This window comes from Novosphingobium resinovorum (genome assembly GCF_027922145.1).
Classification (GTDB): Bacteria; Pseudomonadota; Alphaproteobacteria; order Sphingomonadales; family Sphingomonadaceae; genus Novosphingobium; species Novosphingobium resinovorum.
The window spans coordinates 486,614-502,370 of sequence record NZ_BSFC01000011.1; the positions used below are offsets into that span (position 1 = coordinate 486,614).

The window sequence follows — 15,757 nt, forward strand, 5'->3', positions numbered from 1 at the left end:
ATTTACTCCGCGACATCGGATAGATTGAACCCCCGAACGACGCGGACCTCGCGGTCCGTAAGCTGTACCAAAGCGACGGGGACGGTGCCCTCGTACGCGCAGTATAGCCCGTCTTCATGGGGCATTCCGGTAAGAACGCGGCCCTGACGGACCGCCCTTGCCTGCTCCGGGTCGAGGTCGATGGCCGGGATGTCGTCCAGCCCCGCCTCCAGCGGCAAGAGTATCTGCTCAAGAGGCGCGCCCTTACCGAATTCGTTCAATTTGTCCAGCGAAATCGCGTGGGACAGGTCGAACGGCCCCGCCTTGGTCCGGCGCAGCATCGTGACCGTGCCGCAACTTCCCAGCGCCTGCGCAATGTCCCGCGCGAGGCTGCGGATATACGTGCCCTTGGAAACCGTGGCCAGCAGTGTCGCGCCCGCTTCGGGATCGAAATTCAGCAGTTGCAGGTCGAACACGGTCACGCTGCGCGTCTTAAGCTGCACATCCACCCCGGCCCGGGCAAGGTCATAGGCGCGTTCGCCATCGACCTTGAGCGCCGAGTAGGCAGGCGGCACCTGCTCGATCGGCCCGGTAAAGCGCGGCAGCACCGCCTCCACATCCCCGCGCGAGGGGCGCACGTCGCTGGTCGCGATCACCGCGCCTTCGAGGTCGAGCGTGTCGGTTTCCTCGCCGAACTTCACGGTGAACTCATAAGCCTTGGTGGCATCGAGCATCCGGCCCGCCAGCTTGGTCGCCTCGCCCAGCGCCACCGGGAGAATCCCCGTCGCCAGCGGGTCGAGCGTGCCGCCGTGGCCCACCTTCACCTTCTTGCCGTACCCGGCCTCGCGCAAATTGCGCTTCACCGCCGCCACGGCTTGCGTCGAACCGAGGCCCAGCGGCTTGTCGAGAATGATCCATCCGTGCGGCATCATGCTTCCTTGGGCCATGCGAGCAACCGCGCATGATCGGCGATCGGGGTGGGCCAGAGCACGCACAAGGCGTCGAAATTCTCCCGGTCCCCCGAATAGAGCGCGCGGATCGCCTCTTCGTAGCCCGGACGGTCGCCCGCCATGACGGTGAGGAAGCGGCAGGCGGCGTCGAGACACTCGCGCTCGCTGCGCCCGGCCCGCATCGCCGCCTCCACCAGCTTGCGCAAGGTGACCGAGGCGCCGCCGGGCTGGCCGGCCAGCCATTCCCAATGGCGCGGCAGCAACGTGACCTCGCGCGCCTCCACGCCGAGCGAAGGCCGCCCGCGCGGACGCGGTGCGGCGGGTTCGGTCAGGTCGAGATCGACCTGCCGCCCGGTATCGTCGTCGAAGGCGAGCAGATCGCTGCTGCGGGCGAGCGGACCGAGATCGCGTAGCGCCTGGGTGAAATCCCCCGGCTGTCCGCGCGCGATCACGTCGTCCTTGTAGAATACGGTGACGGCCATGGGCACTTCCTTTCGGACAGCGCCGCTACATTAACCCGGATGAAATTGTCAATATACCCGGATTAAAATTGATCTAGGCACGCTTTTGACGGGAAGCGGCCGTGTTATCCTCCCTGTTCCGAAGGAATGGGGAGGTGGCAGCCCGCAGGGCTGACGGAGGGGTTTGCCCCCTCCACCACCGACTGCGTCGGCGTCCCCCCTCCCCATCGCTGCGCGACAGGGAGGATCAGGCAATGTCCGCAATGGGCAGTCCGAATAGCCCTACCGCCCCAGCGCCTCGCTGAAATGGCGGCGACACAGCGCCACGTAGCGGTCGTTGCCGCCGATCTCAGTCTGCGCGCCCTCGCTGACGGCCCGGCCGCCATCATCCACGCGCAAGTTCATCGACGCCTTGCGCCCACAGTGGCACACCGCCTTGAGCTCGATGAGCGAATCCGCGATCCCCAGCAGGATCGCCGCTCCGGGGAACAGATCGCCGCGAAAATCGGTGCGCAGGCCGTAGCAGAGGACCGGAATGCCCACCTTGTCGGCGATGTCCGCGCATTGCCACGCCTGCGCAGCGGTGAGGAACTGCGCTTCGTCCACCAGCACGCAGGACAGCGGCTCCACCGCGTGGGCGGCGCGCACTTGTTCGCACAAGTCGGTCAACGGGCCGAACCGGTGCGCCGAGGCATGCAGGCCGATGCGGCTTTCGATCGCGTGATCGGCGCCCATATCGGCACTGCGATCGTCTATCGCGGCGGTCCACAGCATCGTCTTCATACCACGCTCACGGTAGTTGAAGGCCGCCTGCAACAGCGTCGTCGATTTGCCCGCGTTCATGCTGGCGTAGTAGAAATAGAGCTTGGCCATCGGTTGCTGGGGATAACACCGCCCCGAATGCGGCGCACGGTCTTTCCCGGGCTTCTCCCCGGGTCAATTGCCCTTAACAATCAAGATCGAAGTCCAAGGGAGTGCCGGATGAGGCCGTGGTCATGAAGAAGCCGGGCGCATGAAGAAACTGATCGCCGCGCTGGCGGCCTTTGCGCTGCCCGCGCTCCTTGCTGCCTGGCTGGCGCTCGCGCCGCTGGGCGGGCAGTATGCCTCGCTCGATCCGCTCGCCGAGCGCGTGATCGGCATGCAGGGGCGCAATGCGGCCGTCTTCGCGCTGCTGATGGCCGGGATCGGCCTTGCCGTGCTGGCCGCGCTGGCGGTGCGCGGCAAACCTGCGGAACGACTGACGTATCAACCGCAAGTCGCACCGCAGCAATTCGGCCGCCGCCGCCGCAAGCTCACCGCCGAACCGGAGCCGGTTGACGAAGAAAGCCCCGAAGAAGACGCCCTCCCGTTCGAGGAGCCTGTCACCGAAGAGCCTGCGGACGACCCGGAAGCCCCCGCCCTCCCCCCGCAGCCGACCGTCGCGGCCGCGCCCGTCGTGCTCGTGCGCAAGCAGCGGGAGCGGCGGCGCGACTGGTTCGGCGATGCCAGCTGGCTCGGCGGCCTGCCGCGCCTCGGCAATGCCGAATGGCCGCGCGACGAAGCGGGGACGCCGCTGCCCTTCGCGGCGCAGATCGACTTGTCCGAACTCGCCGCCGCCCGCCCGGACATGCCGCTGCCGCGCAGTGGATCGCTGGCGTTCTTCCTCGGCGCGGGTGCAGTCGTCGCCGTGCCGGAGGGCATCCACGACTTCACAGACCCGCCCGCCGACCTGCCGCCCGCCTATGACGAGGGAGGGCTGCCCTTCCCCACCCGCCATACCCGCCTGACCCGCTGGTTCTTCCCGTTCTGGCCGGTGAGCCCGGTGGCGCTCGACCCGACCGGCCCGCAGAGCGACGCGGCGCTCGCCGTCCGCCTCGGCGCGGCCTTGCGTGATCATACCTTCTACGCGGCGGGCGTCGGCGCTCCGGTCGAGGCCCTGTGGTGGCATGCGGTGATCCATTTGTCCGACCGCCTGCACGAGGCGCTCGACGAGGCGCCGCGCCTGCTTTCCCGCCGCCGTGACGAGATGGCGCGCCAGAACGCGGAAATCGCCCGCCTGCGCACCGATGCGGCCGCGATCCCCTACGCACTGGAAGATGCGCAGGAGATCGCCGAGCAGATCGAGGGCGAATACGCGCTGCTTCAGGACCAATGCGCCGCGCTGCCCGCTATGGTCGCCGCGCTCGACCAGTTCATCGCCGGGCGCGAGCCGATGAAGCGCCTGACCACAGACGAACTCGCGGTGGTCGGCGACATCCTCGCCGAGCTGCACGAGAGGTACGGCGAAGTGGTGCAGGCGCACCTGCCCGGCACGCTTGCCGACCTCGCGACGATCTCGCTGCGCACGATGGTGTCCGGCCCACCCGAAACCCTCGCCGCCGTGCCGGACGCCGTGCTCTCACGGATCAACCGCGAATACCGCATGCCGCCCGTCCATCACCACCGGATGCTCGACGCCGAAACCGACGGCAGCGAAGTCCTGCTGCTGCAACTCGGCTACGACGACCTGATGGAGTGGGCATGGGAGGAAACCGGCGCCTGGCGTTTCCGCATCGGCGCCCAGGCCCTGCTTACCAGAGACTGGCAGGCAGCGACGCTGGCGTTCGAGACGGACTGACAGGCCGGCCGGTCAGGACCGCGCCTCGGCCAGCAGCACTTCGGCGAGCGCTTCGGGACGGGTATTCATGACCTGATGCCCGGCATCGATGCGGTGCAGTCGGCGCGCATGAAGCCGGTCGGCGAAGCGCTCCTGCCACGAAGCCGGCAAGGCCATGTCGCGCAAGGCGACGACGTAGCAGGCCGGGATCGCGCGCAAGTGGTCGTAGCGCCATTCGCTGTAGGCATAGGCGCTCGCCGGCCATCCGTCGTGGCCGAGCTTTCCGAGGAAGGCTGCCGCCTCGCCCTCCTCCATGTCGTTGCAGAACATGGTTGCGTAGCGCTCGGCTTCGGACCCGGATGGATAGCCGACTTCCTCGACACTCGACCCGCGCGGCCCGCGCCCCATCTGATCGAGCGTCGTCAGGCCCGGCAGGGGCGCCGAACAGGTGACGTAGGCCAGCTTGCCGATGAGGCCGCCGGGCGCAAGGTCAGCCATGTGCGGGATCGTCATGCCTGCCTGTGAATGGCCCACCAGCATGACCCCGCGCAGCCCGGAGGCGAGGATGTCGCCGATCAGTTCGCGCGTTGTGTCGGCGAAGGCATAGGCGGCGTTATCCACGCCGCGCTTCGCGCCGCAACCGGGTGCATCCAGCGCAAGGCAGCGCACTGCCCCGCCAGACTGACGCCCGACCGCCGCGATCGTCTCCTCCCAGACCCAGCCGCCCTGTCCGCCGCCATGGAGGAACACCATGTCGCGCATACCTGCTCTCCCGATCATCGAATTGCGATCAGGGTAGCGGGCCGGGTGAGCGTAGGAAGAGGCAGCGCCGGGTGATCGTCCCGGCGGTGCGGACTATCAGCCCTCGAGGTCGCGCTTCACGCGCGGGTCGTTGAGCAGTGCGTCGATGCGGCGCGCCTCGTCGAACGTCTGGTCGGAGCGGAACTGGATCTTGGCCGCGAACTTCAGCTTGAGCCGCTGAGCGACCTCGCGCTGGAAATAGGCGGTGTTGGTTCGCAGCGCCTTGAGCACTTCCTCCTCGTGCTCGCCCAGCAAGGGCTTCACGAAGACGCTGGCCTGCCGCAGATCGGGCGTCATGCGCACTTCGGTGACGGAGACGGTATGCGCGCTCAGCGTTTCGTCGTGGACCTGCTGACGGGCGAGGATCTCGGAAATGACGTGCCGCACCTGCTCACCCACCTTGAGGAGGCGGACGGAGTGCTGTTCGGGAGTTGTCTGGTTTTTTGCCATCTTGATGCGTCCATGTGGGCCGGGCGCGACAATTTGCAACAAACTGTTACGCCTCCTTGCCCGGTTCCTGGCGTTATCCCGGATGAAACGTGCCGTCAAAGGAGTCGCACCATGAAAAAGTTCACCGCCGCCCTGCTCAGCGCCGCGCTGCTGGTCCCCAGCATCGCCGCAGCGCCTGCCATGGCGCAGCCCGCCCACCACGACGATCGTGGAAATCGCGACGATCGCGGCCCGCACAAGACCGTCGTGACGCAGAAGACGACCTACAAGTCCTTCCGCAAGGGCCAGAAGTTCGATCGGCGCTATGCGCGCAACTATCAGGTCATCGACTATCGCAAGTACCGCAACGTAAAGGCGCCGCCGCGCGGCTACCACTACGTACGCTCGGGCAACGACATGCTGCTCGTGGGCATCACAAGCGGTATCGTCGCCTCGGTGCTGGCGGGCCAGTTCCGCTAAGGCCGACTGGCGGGATCAGAGGGCGGGCCGCTCGCGCGGCCCGCCATTTTCATGCCATCTTCGCGGCGATCCGCGCGAGCGAGCGCACGTTGCGCGCGGTGCCCCGGCAGCCGAGACGCCGCTCGATGAAGGCATTGGTGAGCTTGGACTGGCCCGCGCCGTCCACGTAATCGATGTAGAGGCAGCGCGGCCCCATCGCGATCTTCTCCGGCCCGCGCCCGGCATGGTCGGCCACCAGCTTTTCGAATGCCGACTGATCGGCGTCGCGTTCCAGGAACAGGGTGTGGACGTAATGGTCCTGTCCGATTCCGGTGAACGGATTGTCCTCCACCGCCGAGCGTACTTCCCCGGCGTTGCGCACGGCGGCGAAGGTGTTCATGTCGAAGCGGTCGAGCATCATGTGCGCGAACAGGTCTTCCAGGCCATCGGTGGGCCGCTCGTCGAAATCGAACAGGACGTTGCCGCTGGCGACGACGGTTTCGACGTTCTCGAACTCCTCGCGCTCGAAGGCATAGCGCAAGTCCGCCATGGTCAGGCGGTTACCGCCCACGTTGATCGAGGCGAAGAAGGCGCAGTAGCGGGTCATCTTGAATGTTTCCGAAGATTGATGAAGGCCGACCTCGCCTACCACGATTGATGCACCCGGTTAAAGTTCCGCAAGGCCCGGAAGGCGCGCCCTTGCAAGGGCGCGTGGAGCGATGTAATTTGTGCCCATCACCACGGTTTGAATGTTCATTCAACCTGCCGAGCCCGGATGTTCCAGCATCCGGGCTCTTTCCATAAGAACGCCTGACCATATCGGAGGTCGGCGTTCCAGCGCCGACCTCCTCTACCGGCTACTTGCGGCCCAGTTCGATCAGCTTGATCGTCAGGGTTACCAGCGCGACGATCAAGCTCGCCACGCCAAGCACCAGCATCACCACGACTTGTGTGTCCATCCACATCACCTGCCTTTCCGCCGCCAGTTGCGACCGGCGAGGTATAGGCGCGATGCGCATCCGTTCCCGATTAAATCCCGGCAAACGAAAGCGGCCACCGCCGGGTCTCCCCGACGATGGCCGCATTCATCAGCGTTGGTGTAAGATCGAGCCTTAGCCGACGGTACGCTCGCGGTGGCTGACTTCGAAGACTTCGAGGTGGTCGCCCGCCTTGATGTCGTTCGTATCGGCCAGCACGACGCCGCATTCCAGGCCGGCGCGCACTTCGTCAACGTCGTCCTTGAAACGGCGCAGCGAGGAGATCGTCGTCGCCGAAACGATGACGTCGTTGCGGGTGAGACGCGCGCTGAGACCCTTGCGGATGTAGCCCTCGACCACCAGCAGACCCGCTGCCTTGTCGCGCTTGCCGGCCGGGAAGACCTGCTTGACCTCGGCGCGGCCGACGACGGTTTCGATGCGCTCCGGACCCCAGATGCCCGCCATCTGCTTGGCGACCTCTGCGGTCAGTTCGTAGATGACGTCGTAGTACATCATCGGCGTCTTGGTACGCTCGACCAGTTCGCGGGCCTTGGCGTTCGGACGGACGTTGAAGCCGACGATCGGCGCGCCCGAAGCTGCGGCAAGCGTCACGTCGGTCTCAGTGATCGCACCGACGCCCGAGTTCAGGACGCGAACCTTGATCTCGTCGTTCGAAAGGGCGTGGAGCGCGGCGTTGATCGCCTCGACCGAACCCTGCACGTCCGCCTTGATGACCACCGGGTACTCGATGACCTTCTGCTTGTCGGCGAGCGCCGAGAACATCGTGTCGAGGCTGGCGGGCGCCATCGCGGTGCGCTTGGCAGTCGCCTGCTCCTGACGCCAGGACGAAACCTCGCGGGCGCGCTGCTCGCTCTCAACCACGGTGAGCATGTCACCGGCCATCGGAACGCCGCCAATGCCCAGCACTTCGACCGGCATTGCCGGCGGGGCGACCTTGATCTGGCGGCCCTTGTCGTCGAGCATGGCGCGCACGCGGCCGCTCTCGGTGCCGACAACGAGGATGTCGCCGACCTTGAGCGTACCACGGTTGACCAGCACCGTCGCGAGCGGCCCCTTGCCCTTGTCGAGCTTGGCTTCGATCACGGTGGCTTCGGCCATGCGGTCCGGGTTGGCCTTCAGTTCCATCAGTTCGGCCTGGAGCAGGATCTTCTCGATCAGCTCGTCCAGACCCTTACCGGTCTTGGCCGAGACTTCGACGTCCTGCACGTCACCCGACATGTCCTCGACCACGATCGAGTGTTCGAGCAGACGCTCGCGCACCTTCTGCGGATTGGCTTCGGGCTTGTCGCACTTGTTGATCGCGACGATCATCGGCACGCCGGCGGCCTTGGTGTGATTGATGGCTTCGACCGTCTGCGGCATGATGCCATCGTCGGCCGCGACCACCAGCACCACGATGTCCGTGACGTTGGCACCGCGCATACGCATCTGCGTGAAGGCGGCGTGACCCGGGGTGTCGAGGAAGGTGACGAAGTCGCCGCCCTTGGTCTTGATCTGGTAGGCGCCCATATGCTGGGTGATGCCGCCCGCCTCGCCGCGCACGACGTCGGTGCCGCGCAGCGCGTCGAGCAGCGAGGTCTTGCCGTGATCGACGTGGCCCATGATCGTGACGACCGGCGGACGCGCCTTCAGCGTGTCCTCGGGATCGACGTCCACGGTGTGGTCGATGTCGATGTCGCTTTCCGACACGCGCTGGACGTTGTGGCCGAATTCCTCGACCAGCAGCTCCGCGGTGTCCTGGTCGATCGTCTGGTTGACGGTGACCATCATGCCCATCTTGAACATCGACTTGACAAGGTCCGCCGCCTTTTCGGCCATGCGGTTCGCCAGTTCGGCGACGGTGATCGCCTCCGGCACGATGACATCGCGAACCTGCTTTTCACGTGGCTGCGAACGGCCGCTGTAGCTGGAACGACGCTCCTTCTCACGCGCACGCTTGAGCGCGGCGAGCGAGCGGGCGCGGGCCCCCTCGTCGTCGTTGAGCGCGCGGTTGACGGTCAGCTTGCCGGCCTGGCGACGATCGCCGCCCTTGGCGTTCCGGTCGGTCTGCTGGCTCGGCGCGGGACGGGCCGGGGTCGCCGGCCCCTTCTTGGCGCCGAGCGGAGCGCGGGGTGCGGTGGCACCGGCGCTACTCCCGTTACCGGCATTGCCACCACCCGCAGTCGGGGCCGCCGCAGGTGCGGTCGGCTCGGGACGGCGCGGCTCGGGGCGCTGCACCGGAGTGAAGCGGCGTGCGGCCGGAACCGGCGTCGCTACAGGTGCGGGAGCCGGGGCAGGTGCAGCAGCCTTGGCGACCGGAGCCGCCGCAGGTGCAGGAGTCTCGGCAACAGCCGGAGTTTCCACGACCGCCGGTGCCTCAGCGGCCACAGGGGCAACCTCGGGCGCTGGTGCGGGTTCGGGCGCAGCGACAGGCTCGGGAGCCTTGACGGGTTCGGCCGGGGCAGCGGCGGCAGCAGCCGCTTCCTCTTCGGCGCGGCGATTGGCTTCGACGCGCTGCTTCTCTTCGTCGATCGCACGCTGGCGCTGTTCCTGCTCGCGGCGGGTCGCCTCCTCGAGCATCTGCATGCGGGCTTCTTCAGCCTCACGCTGCATGCGGGCGACGCGCTCCTGCGGGGTTTCGTTCGAGGGCGCAGGGCGACGGACGGGCGGCGGGGGCGGAGCCGCAGGACGCGGTGCCGCAGCCTGCGGAGCAGGTGCGGCAGCGGCAGGCGCCGGAGTCACCTCGCCTTCGGGCTTGCCGCCGGGCATCAGTTTGCGGCGCTTCACCTCGACCACCACCTTGTTGGTGCGGCCGTGGCTGAAGGTCTGCTTGACCTCACCCGCTTCCACTGAGCGCTTAAGCCCAAGCGGCTTGCGGCCCAGGGTCGGTTTGTTGTCGGTCTCGCTCATATTTCTCGTCTTCGCCCTTCGCTCAATTCGTCGTCACGGAGTCGGCCTGGGCCGCTCCGTCAGTGTCATCCATGCTGGGCCTGTGTAAGTCACTTTGGCCGTCGTCCCCGTTCGAGGCCTCCCGGCTGATGACCTGCCCTTGGAAATGCAGGAGGCGCTTTAGCAGCGTTTCGACTCGGTCAGCCGCTCCGCGATCGTTCAGCGCCAGGTGAACGACGTTGTCGCGGCCCAATGCCACAGACAACGTGTCCCGGTCCAGAGGCAAGGTGACGCCTCGCAGACCAGTTCCTTCCGCCTCGGACCCGACCCGCCAGGCCTGGTCCAGCTTGCGCGATCCGTCTTCACGCGCATCGGCGGCATGGGCAAGCCATTCGACCCGCCCCTCACGCGCGTTCTGCGCGATGCGGTCCGAGCCCATGAGCAGCCTGCCCGATTTCAGTTCAAGGCCCAGCCGGTCGGTCAGCGCGCGGCACAGCGCAGCCTCGATCCGATCCGCTAGGTCGTCGGGGATGGTAATGGCCGCGCCCTTGTAGGCCCGTGCCAGTGCTCCCTTAAGTTTGTTCTTCGACACCGCAATTTCAAGGTCTGCGCGAGAAACGCCGATCCACGCGCCGCGCCCGGGGGCACGCGCGTGGACGTCGGGGAGCACCAGACCGTCCGGCGAGATCGCCAGACGGATGAACTCCCCGCGCACAGCCTTCTCGCCGGAGAGGATGCAGGTCCTCTCCGGCGAATTGCCGTCAATGTCGGAGCTTACGCGCTCATTGCGAGGATTCCGCATCGGCGGCCTCCTCAGCTTGCGGTTCGTCTTCGAACCAGTGGGCGCGCGCGGCCATGATGATTTCGTTGCCCTGCTCTTCGGTCAGGCCGTACTCGCCGAGCACGCCGCCCTTATCCTCGTCGCGACCAGCGCGCTTGTTCACCGAACCGTCGCGGCGACGCTGTTCGGTGCGCTTCTTGGCGATGAGTTCGTCAGTCGCAAGGTCGGCGAGGTCGTCGAGCGTCTTGATGCCGCCCTTGCCGAGCACGACCAGCATCGCTTCGGTGAGGTGCGGCAGTTCGGCCAGCGCATCCTCGACGCCCAGCGCACGGCGGGCTTCGCGGTTGGCTTCCTCGCGGCGATCGAGCGCTTCCTGCGCACGGTTCTGCAGTTCTTCGGCCAGCTCTTCGTCGAAGCCTTCGATGTTCGCCAGTTCGGCGGCATCGATATAGGCGACTTCTTCCAGCTCGCTGAAGCCTTCGGCGACCAGCAGCTGCGAGAGCGTCTCGTCGACGTCCAGCTCCTCCTCGAACATCTTCGAGCGCTCGACGAATTCCTTCTGGCGCTTCTCCGAGGATTCCGCCTCGGTCATGATGTCGATCTGCGAGCCGGTCAGCTGCGAGGCCAGACGCACGTTCTGGCCGCGACGGCCGATCGCGAGGCTGAGCTGATCGTCAGGCACCACGACTTCGATGCGGCTTTCTTCCTCGTCGATGACGACGCGGCTGACGGTCGCGGGCTGCAGCGCGTTGACCACGAACGTCGCGGTGTCCTCGCTCCAGGGGATGATGTCGATCTTCTCGCCCTGCATTTCCTGCACGACCGCCTGCACACGGCTACCCTTCATGCCGACGCAGGCGCCGACCGGATCGATCGAGCTGTCGTTGCTGATCACACCGATCTTGGCGCGCGAACCCGGATCGCGGGCGGCTGCCTTGATCTCGATGACGCCGTCGTAGATCTCGGGCACTTCCTGCGCGAACAGGCGCTTCATGAAGTCCGGGTGCGCGCGGCTGAGGAAGATCTGCGGGCCGCGGTTCTGGCGCTCGACGCGCAGGACCAGCGCCCGCACGCGCTCGCCGACACGGGCGGCTTCGCGGGGGATCTGCTGGTCGCGGCGGATCACGCCCTCGGCGCGGCCAAGGTTGACGATCACGTGGCCGAACTCGACCGACTTGATGACGCCGGTGATGACTTCGCCGGCGCGGTCCTTGAACTCTTCGTACTGACGGTCACGCTCGGCGTCGCGGACCTTCTGGAAGATCACCTGCTTGGCCGACTGCGCGTCGATGCGGCCGAGGTCCACCGGGGGTAGCGGGTCGACGATGAAGTCGCCCAGCGCAGCGCCCTTCTGGAGCTTCTCGGCCTGCTTGAGGTCGACCTGCTTGAAGTAGTCCTCAACCTCTTCCACGACTTCGACGACGCGCCACAGGCGCAAGTCGCCGGTACGCGGATCGAGCTTCGCGCGGATGTCGTTCTCGGCGCCGTAGCGGTTGCGGGCCGACTTCTGGATGGCTTCTTCCATCGCCTCGATGACGATCGACTTGTCGATCATCTTTTCCGAAGCAACGGAGTTCGCAATCGCGATCAGCTCGGCGCGGTTGGCGGAAATCGCACTGGCCATGGCTTAGTCTTCCTGTTCCTCAAGAATGTCGTCCGCGCCGCTGGTATCCTGCGGGCGGCTTGCTGCGATGAGCCTGTCGGTAAGGATCAGCCTTGCCGACTGAACGTCTGCGAGCGGGAAGGACACGCGGCCGGACTTCTTGTCCTCCAGCGTGACCACTTCGCTTCCTGCCTCACCCTCGATGCCGACGAGGTCGCCGTGCAGGCCCTTGCGGTTGCCTTCGACGGGATTGATCAGGTTGATCTTCGCCTCATGGCCCGCCCAGTTGGCGTAGTCCTTGATGCGGGTGAGCGGACGGTCGATGCCCGGCGAGCTGACTTCGAGGCGATAGGCCTCCTCGATCAGCGTCTCGCCCGCTTCCTCGAGCGCATCCATGCGATCGGAGATGCGGTGCGACAGCGCCGCGCAGTCGTCGAGCACAAGCTGGCCGGTCTTCGGGTCCTCGGCCATGATCTGGAGCGCAATCTCGTCGTCACCGACTTCGCTCTTGCCGAAAATGCGCACGCGCACGAGATCGAAGCCCAGGGCGGCGACCTCCGGCTCGATGACTTCGGTAAGGCGTGCGATATCGACCAATCTGGCTTCCGTTTCGTTTGTGCTTGCCGTGCGATGAGCAACGCGGTTTCGCGCCGGCCCCTACCGGCGCCAGCCCGTTCGTTGTTTCACCAATTACGGGATGACGGCCAGATAGTCGCGATTCTGGAAAAATGCAAGGGGCGGCGGACCATCATCGGGATCGAAAGGCTCAAAACCGGAGCTACTACTTCTTTTCCAGCTCACGAAGGTACGTGATGCGCCCATCGACGACACCCCACAGAAGCTTGTTGTCGGTTGTGGCAATGACCAGTGGAAAGCCGATGTTGAGGCTCACAAAAGAATGGATTTCCGTCGGCTGTCTGTCGAGGTGATGCGTCAGGAACATCACTTCCGCCTTCTCCCGCCGCATCTTGCCGACTTCCACCGGGAAACACGTCGCCATGAAACGGCGCTCGGCCATCAACTTTCCGTCCTGCGCCACATCGAACCGGTAGTGGCCGCCGGCAGGATAAACCTCTGCATCGGCGCTGGACGTGAGCACGTAGACGGCGACCGAGCCATCGGGACCGGGAGGCAGAACCAGCGCATTGGCCTGCGAAGCGGAACATAGCTCGTGACCCGGCCGCGATGCCCGATGCCAGGCAATCTCCCGCGCGGCAATCATCCGGAGCGCAAGCGGCGACATCGCCGAATCACCGCCATCAGCGACAATGCCACCCTCGATATGCCCGGCACTATCAACCGTGTACCGCGCCCGCGCCACTGCAGCAGCGCCCTCGCCACCATAGAACGAAACCAGCAGCGCATCGCCGCTGGTCGGCTCGACGATATATCCGGACAGCCTCAGTGCCGGGTCAGCAGGCGATTTTCCGATCCCACGCAGGTCCGCCTGAAAGCGATCGGTCGCGTGCCATGCTGCCTGATCGTAGAGGTACATCTGCAAGCCACGCTCCTGCGCCTTTTGCGCCGCAGCCAGTTCGCCTGCCTTGGGCGGCGCTGCATGACATGCTGCTCCGGGCGCCAGACCAAGCATAAGACCGGCCACTATACCCAGAATGCGCTTTATCACGTCTATCCCCCACTTGCCCGAAGCCCATGCTTTTTCAGACAATGTCGCAACTGATCGTACGTCAACCCCAAAGCGGCAGCAACTTTGCGCTGATTCCAGCGAAGCCTTTCAAGCGCGGACAGGATCAGCGCACGCTCATGCGCTTCGACGGATTCGCGCAACGAGGCGATCTCAGCGGGAAGGGTAGTCACTACAGGCACCAGCACCTGTTCGGGCGCTTTTTTAGCAGGCACCACCTCCGCCATCGCGCGCAGCCCCCATGCACTGACGAAGGGATCGAACACCACTTCCGCGATCGGCGCAGCCTCATCCCCCCAGCGGTAGACCGCGCGCTCGACCACATTGCGCAGTTCGCGCACGTTGCCGGGCCATTCGTGCGCCTCCAGCGCCTCCATCGCGGCGCCCGAGAAGCCGGGGAAGCGACCCCACTCCAGTTCGCTGGCCATGCGGCGGCCGTAGTAGTCGGCCAGTTCCGCGACGTCCCCTTCCCGCGCGCGCAGCGGCGGCAGGGTGATGACCTCGAAGCTCAGTCGGTCGAGCAGGTCGGCGCGAAAGGTGCCCTCGGCGGCCATGCGCGGCAGGTCGGCGTTGGTGGCGGCGACGATGCGCACGTCCACCGTCACCGCGCGCGAGGAACCGATGCGCACGACCTCGCCATATTCGATCGCGCGCAGCAGACGCTCCTGCGCCGCCATCGACAGGTTGCCCAGTTCGTCGAGAAACAGGGTGCCGCGATCCGCCTCCTCGAACCGCCCTGCCCTGGCCCGTGTGGCCCCGGTGAACGCGCCCGCCTCGTGGCCGAACAGTTCGGCCTCTATCAGCGTCTCGGGCAGCGCCGCGCAGTTGAGGGTCACCAGGGGCTCGCCCCAGCGCGGCGAGAGATGGTGCAGGCGCTGGGCGATCAGTTCCTTGCCGGTCCCGCGCTCGCCGATGACGAGGACCGGACGGCGCACGGCGGCGGCGCGGCTGGCCCGCTCGACCGCATCGAGGAAGGCAGAGGACTGGCCGATGAAGTGGGTGTCGCGCTCCATTCCTGAAAGTTAGCGAAATTTCCCATTCATTGGCAATTCATTTTACGCGCACTTTCGCACGGAGAAACCGAAATCCCGCAAATCCGCCATTCGCGCAGTTTGGCACGGGGGTTGCTATTACCTCGGCAAGACCAAGTTCAGGACTAGAGGAAACTTCGACATGCTCCCGATCACTGCGAACAGCACCGGCCAGGGACGCTCCACCACCCCGCGTTCGACACTGGCCCGCACCAAGCTCGACTGGGCGATCATCGTCAGCATGCTGGCGATGGGCGCACTCAATCTCGTGGCGCTGGCCGACAAGGTCGCGGTGCCCGAGGCGCATGCCTCCTCGGTGCATTCGTGCGGAGCGCCGCTCGCATGAGCAGGCTCGACGCGGAGATCGAAGTGCTCCAGAATCCCGCCCCGAACGCACACTTCAATCCGGGGCGCGCCTACCGCTTCGACGCCGATGACATCCGGGCCACGACGGGTACTTTCACCTCGGGCCGCAGCTTCACCACAGGAACCACCGCCATGGGCATCTTCTCCCGCACCCGCGACATCATCGCCGCCAACTTCAACGACCTGCTCGACAAGGCCGAAGACCCGGCCAAGATGATCCGCCTGATCATCCTCGAGATGGAGGAGACGCTGGTGGAAGTGCGCACAAGTTCGGCCCGCACGATCGCGGACCAGAAGGAACTGCGCCGCCACGTGGGCAAGCTGGACAAGCTGCAGGCCGACTGGAACGACAAGGCGCAGCTGGCGCTGTCCAAGGACCGCGAGGACCTTGCCCGCGCCGCGCTGATGGAGCGCAAGAAGGCCGCCGACATGGCCGAGCAGCTCTCGGCCGAGATCCTGGTGCTCGACGACGCGCTGCGCGCCTACGAGGCCGACATCGAGAAGCTGCAGACCCGCCTGCGCGAGGCCCGCAGCCGCCAGTCGTCCATCGCGGCCCGCTTGCAGAGCGCGGAAAACAGGGTCAAGCTGCGCACGCTGCTGGCGAACGAGCGCGTGGACGAAGCCATGGCCCGGTTCGACCAGCTGGAGCGCCGCGTCGACTACGCGGAAGGCCGCGCCGAGGCCATGAGCCTCTCCGATCGCCGCCAGCCGACGCTCGCCGAGGAAATCGCGGCCTTGGCCGATGGCGACTCGATCGACGAGGAACTCGCGGAGATGAAGCGCCAGATGGCCGACAAGCAACAGTAAGACA

Annotated in this window: 16 protein-coding genes; 4 read left to right on the forward strand and 12 right to left on the reverse strand. The window is 66.1% G+C overall.

Annotated features, from left to right (window positions below; all coding sequences use genetic code 11):
* Window positions 1-2: 2 nt before the first annotated feature.
* The 3 genes from truB to PKE80_RS07155 all read right to left on the reverse strand — a co-directional run bounded on the left by truB (window position 3) and on the right by PKE80_RS07155 (window position 2,263).
* Complete coding sequence (gene truB / locus PKE80_RS07145) at window positions 3-908, reverse strand: tRNA pseudouridine(55) synthase TruB (protein ID WP_271181903.1); 906 nt, start codon at window positions 906-908, stop codon at window positions 3-5.
* On the reverse strand, window positions 908-1,411 hold the full coding sequence (locus tag PKE80_RS07150; protein WP_036530221.1) for a DUF2239 family protein: 504 nt from the start codon (window positions 1,409-1,411) through the stop codon (window positions 908-910). Before PKE80_RS07150 ends, truB begins: the two co-directional genes overlap by 1 nt.
* Before the next feature lie 261 nt (window positions 1,412-1,672).
* Window positions 1,673-2,263, reverse strand: coding sequence for a thymidine kinase (locus tag PKE80_RS07155; protein ID WP_271181904.1), 591 nt, complete (start codon window positions 2,261-2,263; stop codon window positions 1,673-1,675).
* A gap of 139 nt (window positions 2,264-2,402) precedes the next feature.
* Here PKE80_RS07155 and PKE80_RS07160 point away from each other — a divergent pair, with 139 nt between their 5' ends.
* Window positions 2,403-3,986, forward strand: a complete 1,584-nt coding sequence (locus PKE80_RS07160; protein ID WP_271181905.1) for a DUF1963 domain-containing protein — start codon at window positions 2,403-2,405, stop codon at window positions 3,984-3,986.
* Window positions 3,987-3,998: 12 nt separating this feature from the next.
* On the opposite strand, the gene PKE80_RS07165 is transcribed toward PKE80_RS07160, so the two are convergent.
* Both PKE80_RS07165 and rbfA read right to left on the reverse strand, forming a co-directional pair.
* On the reverse strand, window positions 3,999-4,727 hold the full coding sequence (locus tag PKE80_RS07165; protein ID WP_271181906.1) for an alpha/beta fold hydrolase: 729 nt from the start codon (window positions 4,725-4,727) through the stop codon (window positions 3,999-4,001).
* A 96-nt stretch (window positions 4,728-4,823) separates the two neighbouring features.
* Window positions 4,824-5,216 (reverse strand): 30S ribosome-binding factor RbfA, encoded by a 393-nt coding sequence (gene rbfA, locus PKE80_RS07170; protein WP_271181907.1) that lies wholly within the window; start codon window positions 5,214-5,216, stop codon window positions 4,824-4,826.
* Between the two features lie 111 nt (window positions 5,217-5,327).
* On the opposite strand from rbfA, the gene PKE80_RS07175 reads away from it, so the two are divergent.
* The gene (locus tag PKE80_RS07175) at window positions 5,328-5,675 is read left to right on the forward strand and encodes an RcnB family protein (protein ID WP_271181908.1); all 348 of its coding nucleotides are present in this window, start codon (window positions 5,328-5,330) and stop codon (window positions 5,673-5,675) included.
* Between the two features lie 49 nt (window positions 5,676-5,724).
* On the opposite strand, the gene PKE80_RS07180 is transcribed toward PKE80_RS07175, so the two are convergent.
* The 7 genes from PKE80_RS07180 to pspF form a co-directional block, all read right to left on the reverse strand.
* A complete protein-coding gene (locus PKE80_RS07180; RefSeq protein ID WP_271181909.1) occupies window positions 5,725-6,261 on the reverse strand; it encodes a DUF1697 domain-containing protein in 537 nt (178 codons plus the stop codon).
* Window positions 6,262-6,766: 505 nt separating this feature from the next.
* Entirely contained in the window at window positions 6,767-9,541 is a 2,775-nt protein-coding gene (gene infB, locus PKE80_RS07185) for a translation initiation factor IF-2 (protein WP_271181910.1), read from the reverse strand.
* 22 nt (window positions 9,542-9,563) lie between these two features.
* A complete protein-coding gene (locus PKE80_RS07190) occupies window positions 9,564-10,322 on the reverse strand; it encodes a DUF448 domain-containing protein (protein ID WP_271181911.1) in 759 nt (252 codons plus the stop codon).
* Window positions 10,303-11,925, reverse strand: a complete 1,623-nt coding sequence (gene nusA / locus PKE80_RS07195) for a transcription termination factor NusA (RefSeq protein ID WP_271181912.1) — start codon at window positions 11,923-11,925, stop codon at window positions 10,303-10,305. Before nusA ends, PKE80_RS07190 begins: the two co-directional genes overlap by 20 nt.
* 3 nt (window positions 11,926-11,928) lie before the next feature.
* Window positions 11,929-12,501 (reverse strand): ribosome maturation protein RimP, encoded by a 573-nt coding sequence (rimP, locus tag PKE80_RS07200; RefSeq protein WP_008830680.1) that lies wholly within the window; start codon window positions 12,499-12,501, stop codon window positions 11,929-11,931.
* Window positions 12,502-12,685: 184 nt separating this feature from the next.
* On the reverse strand, window positions 12,686-13,573 hold the full coding sequence (locus PKE80_RS07205) for a hypothetical protein (protein ID WP_271182153.1): 888 nt from the start codon (window positions 13,571-13,573) through the stop codon (window positions 12,686-12,688).
* On the reverse strand, window positions 13,534-14,562 hold the full coding sequence (gene pspF, locus PKE80_RS07210) for a phage shock protein operon transcriptional activator (protein ID WP_271181913.1): 1,029 nt from the start codon (window positions 14,560-14,562) through the stop codon (window positions 13,534-13,536). Before pspF ends, PKE80_RS07205 begins: the two co-directional genes overlap by 40 nt.
* 160 nt (window positions 14,563-14,722) lie before the next feature.
* Here pspF and PKE80_RS07215 point away from each other — a divergent pair, with 160 nt between their 5' ends.
* Both PKE80_RS07215 and pspA read left to right on the forward strand, forming a co-directional pair.
* Window positions 14,723-14,926 carry a hypothetical protein gene (locus PKE80_RS07215; protein WP_271181914.1) on the forward strand — a complete coding sequence of 68 codons (204 nt, stop codon included), beginning with the start codon at window positions 14,723-14,725 and terminating at the stop codon, window positions 14,924-14,926.
* Window positions 14,923-15,753, forward strand: a complete 831-nt coding sequence (gene pspA / locus PKE80_RS07220) for a phage shock protein PspA (RefSeq protein WP_271181915.1) — start codon at window positions 14,923-14,925, stop codon at window positions 15,751-15,753. The genes PKE80_RS07215 and pspA overlap by 4 nt, the downstream gene beginning before the upstream one ends.
* Window positions 15,754-15,757: the final 4 nt, after the last annotated feature.

Coding starts and splice junctions, on each gene's coding strand:
- truB (WP_271181903.1), bottom strand. CDS start 908: ATGCCGCACGGATGGATCATTCTCGACAAGCCGCTGGGCCTCGGTTCG.
- PKE80_RS07150 (WP_036530221.1), bottom strand. CDS start 1,411: ATGGCCGTCACCGTATTCTACAAGGACGACGTGATCGCGCGCGGACAG.
- PKE80_RS07155 (WP_271181904.1), bottom strand. CDS start 2,263: ATGGCCAAGCTCTATTTCTACTACGCCAGCATGAACGCGGGCAAATCG.
- PKE80_RS07160 (WP_271181905.1), top strand. CDS start 2,403: ATGAAGAAACTGATCGCCGCGCTGGCGGCCTTTGCGCTGCCCGCGCTC.
- PKE80_RS07165 (WP_271181906.1), bottom strand. CDS start 4,727: ATGCGCGACATGGTGTTCCTCCATGGCGGCGGACAGGGCGGCTGGGTC.
- rbfA (WP_271181907.1), bottom strand. CDS start 5,216: ATGGCAAAAAACCAGACAACTCCCGAACAGCACTCCGTCCGCCTCCTC.
- PKE80_RS07175 (WP_271181908.1), top strand. CDS start 5,328: ATGAAAAAGTTCACCGCCGCCCTGCTCAGCGCCGCGCTGCTGGTCCCC.
- PKE80_RS07180 (WP_271181909.1), bottom strand. CDS start 6,261: ATGACCCGCTACTGCGCCTTCTTCGCCTCGATCAACGTGGGCGGTAAC.
- infB (WP_271181910.1), bottom strand. CDS start 9,541: ATGAGCGAGACCGACAACAAACCGACCCTGGGCCGCAAGCCGCTTGGG.
- PKE80_RS07190 (WP_271181911.1), bottom strand. CDS start 10,322: ATGCGGAATCCTCGCAATGAGCGCGTAAGCTCCGACATTGACGGCAAT.
- nusA (WP_271181912.1), bottom strand. CDS start 11,925: ATGGCCAGTGCGATTTCCGCCAACCGCGCCGAGCTGATCGCGATTGCG.
- pspF (WP_271181913.1), bottom strand. CDS start 14,562: ATGGAGCGCGACACCCACTTCATCGGCCAGTCCTCTGCCTTCCTCGAT.
- PKE80_RS07215 (WP_271181914.1), top strand. CDS start 14,723: ATGCTCCCGATCACTGCGAACAGCACCGGCCAGGGACGCTCCACCACC.
- pspA (WP_271181915.1), top strand. CDS start 14,923: ATGAGCAGGCTCGACGCGGAGATCGAAGTGCTCCAGAATCCCGCCCCG.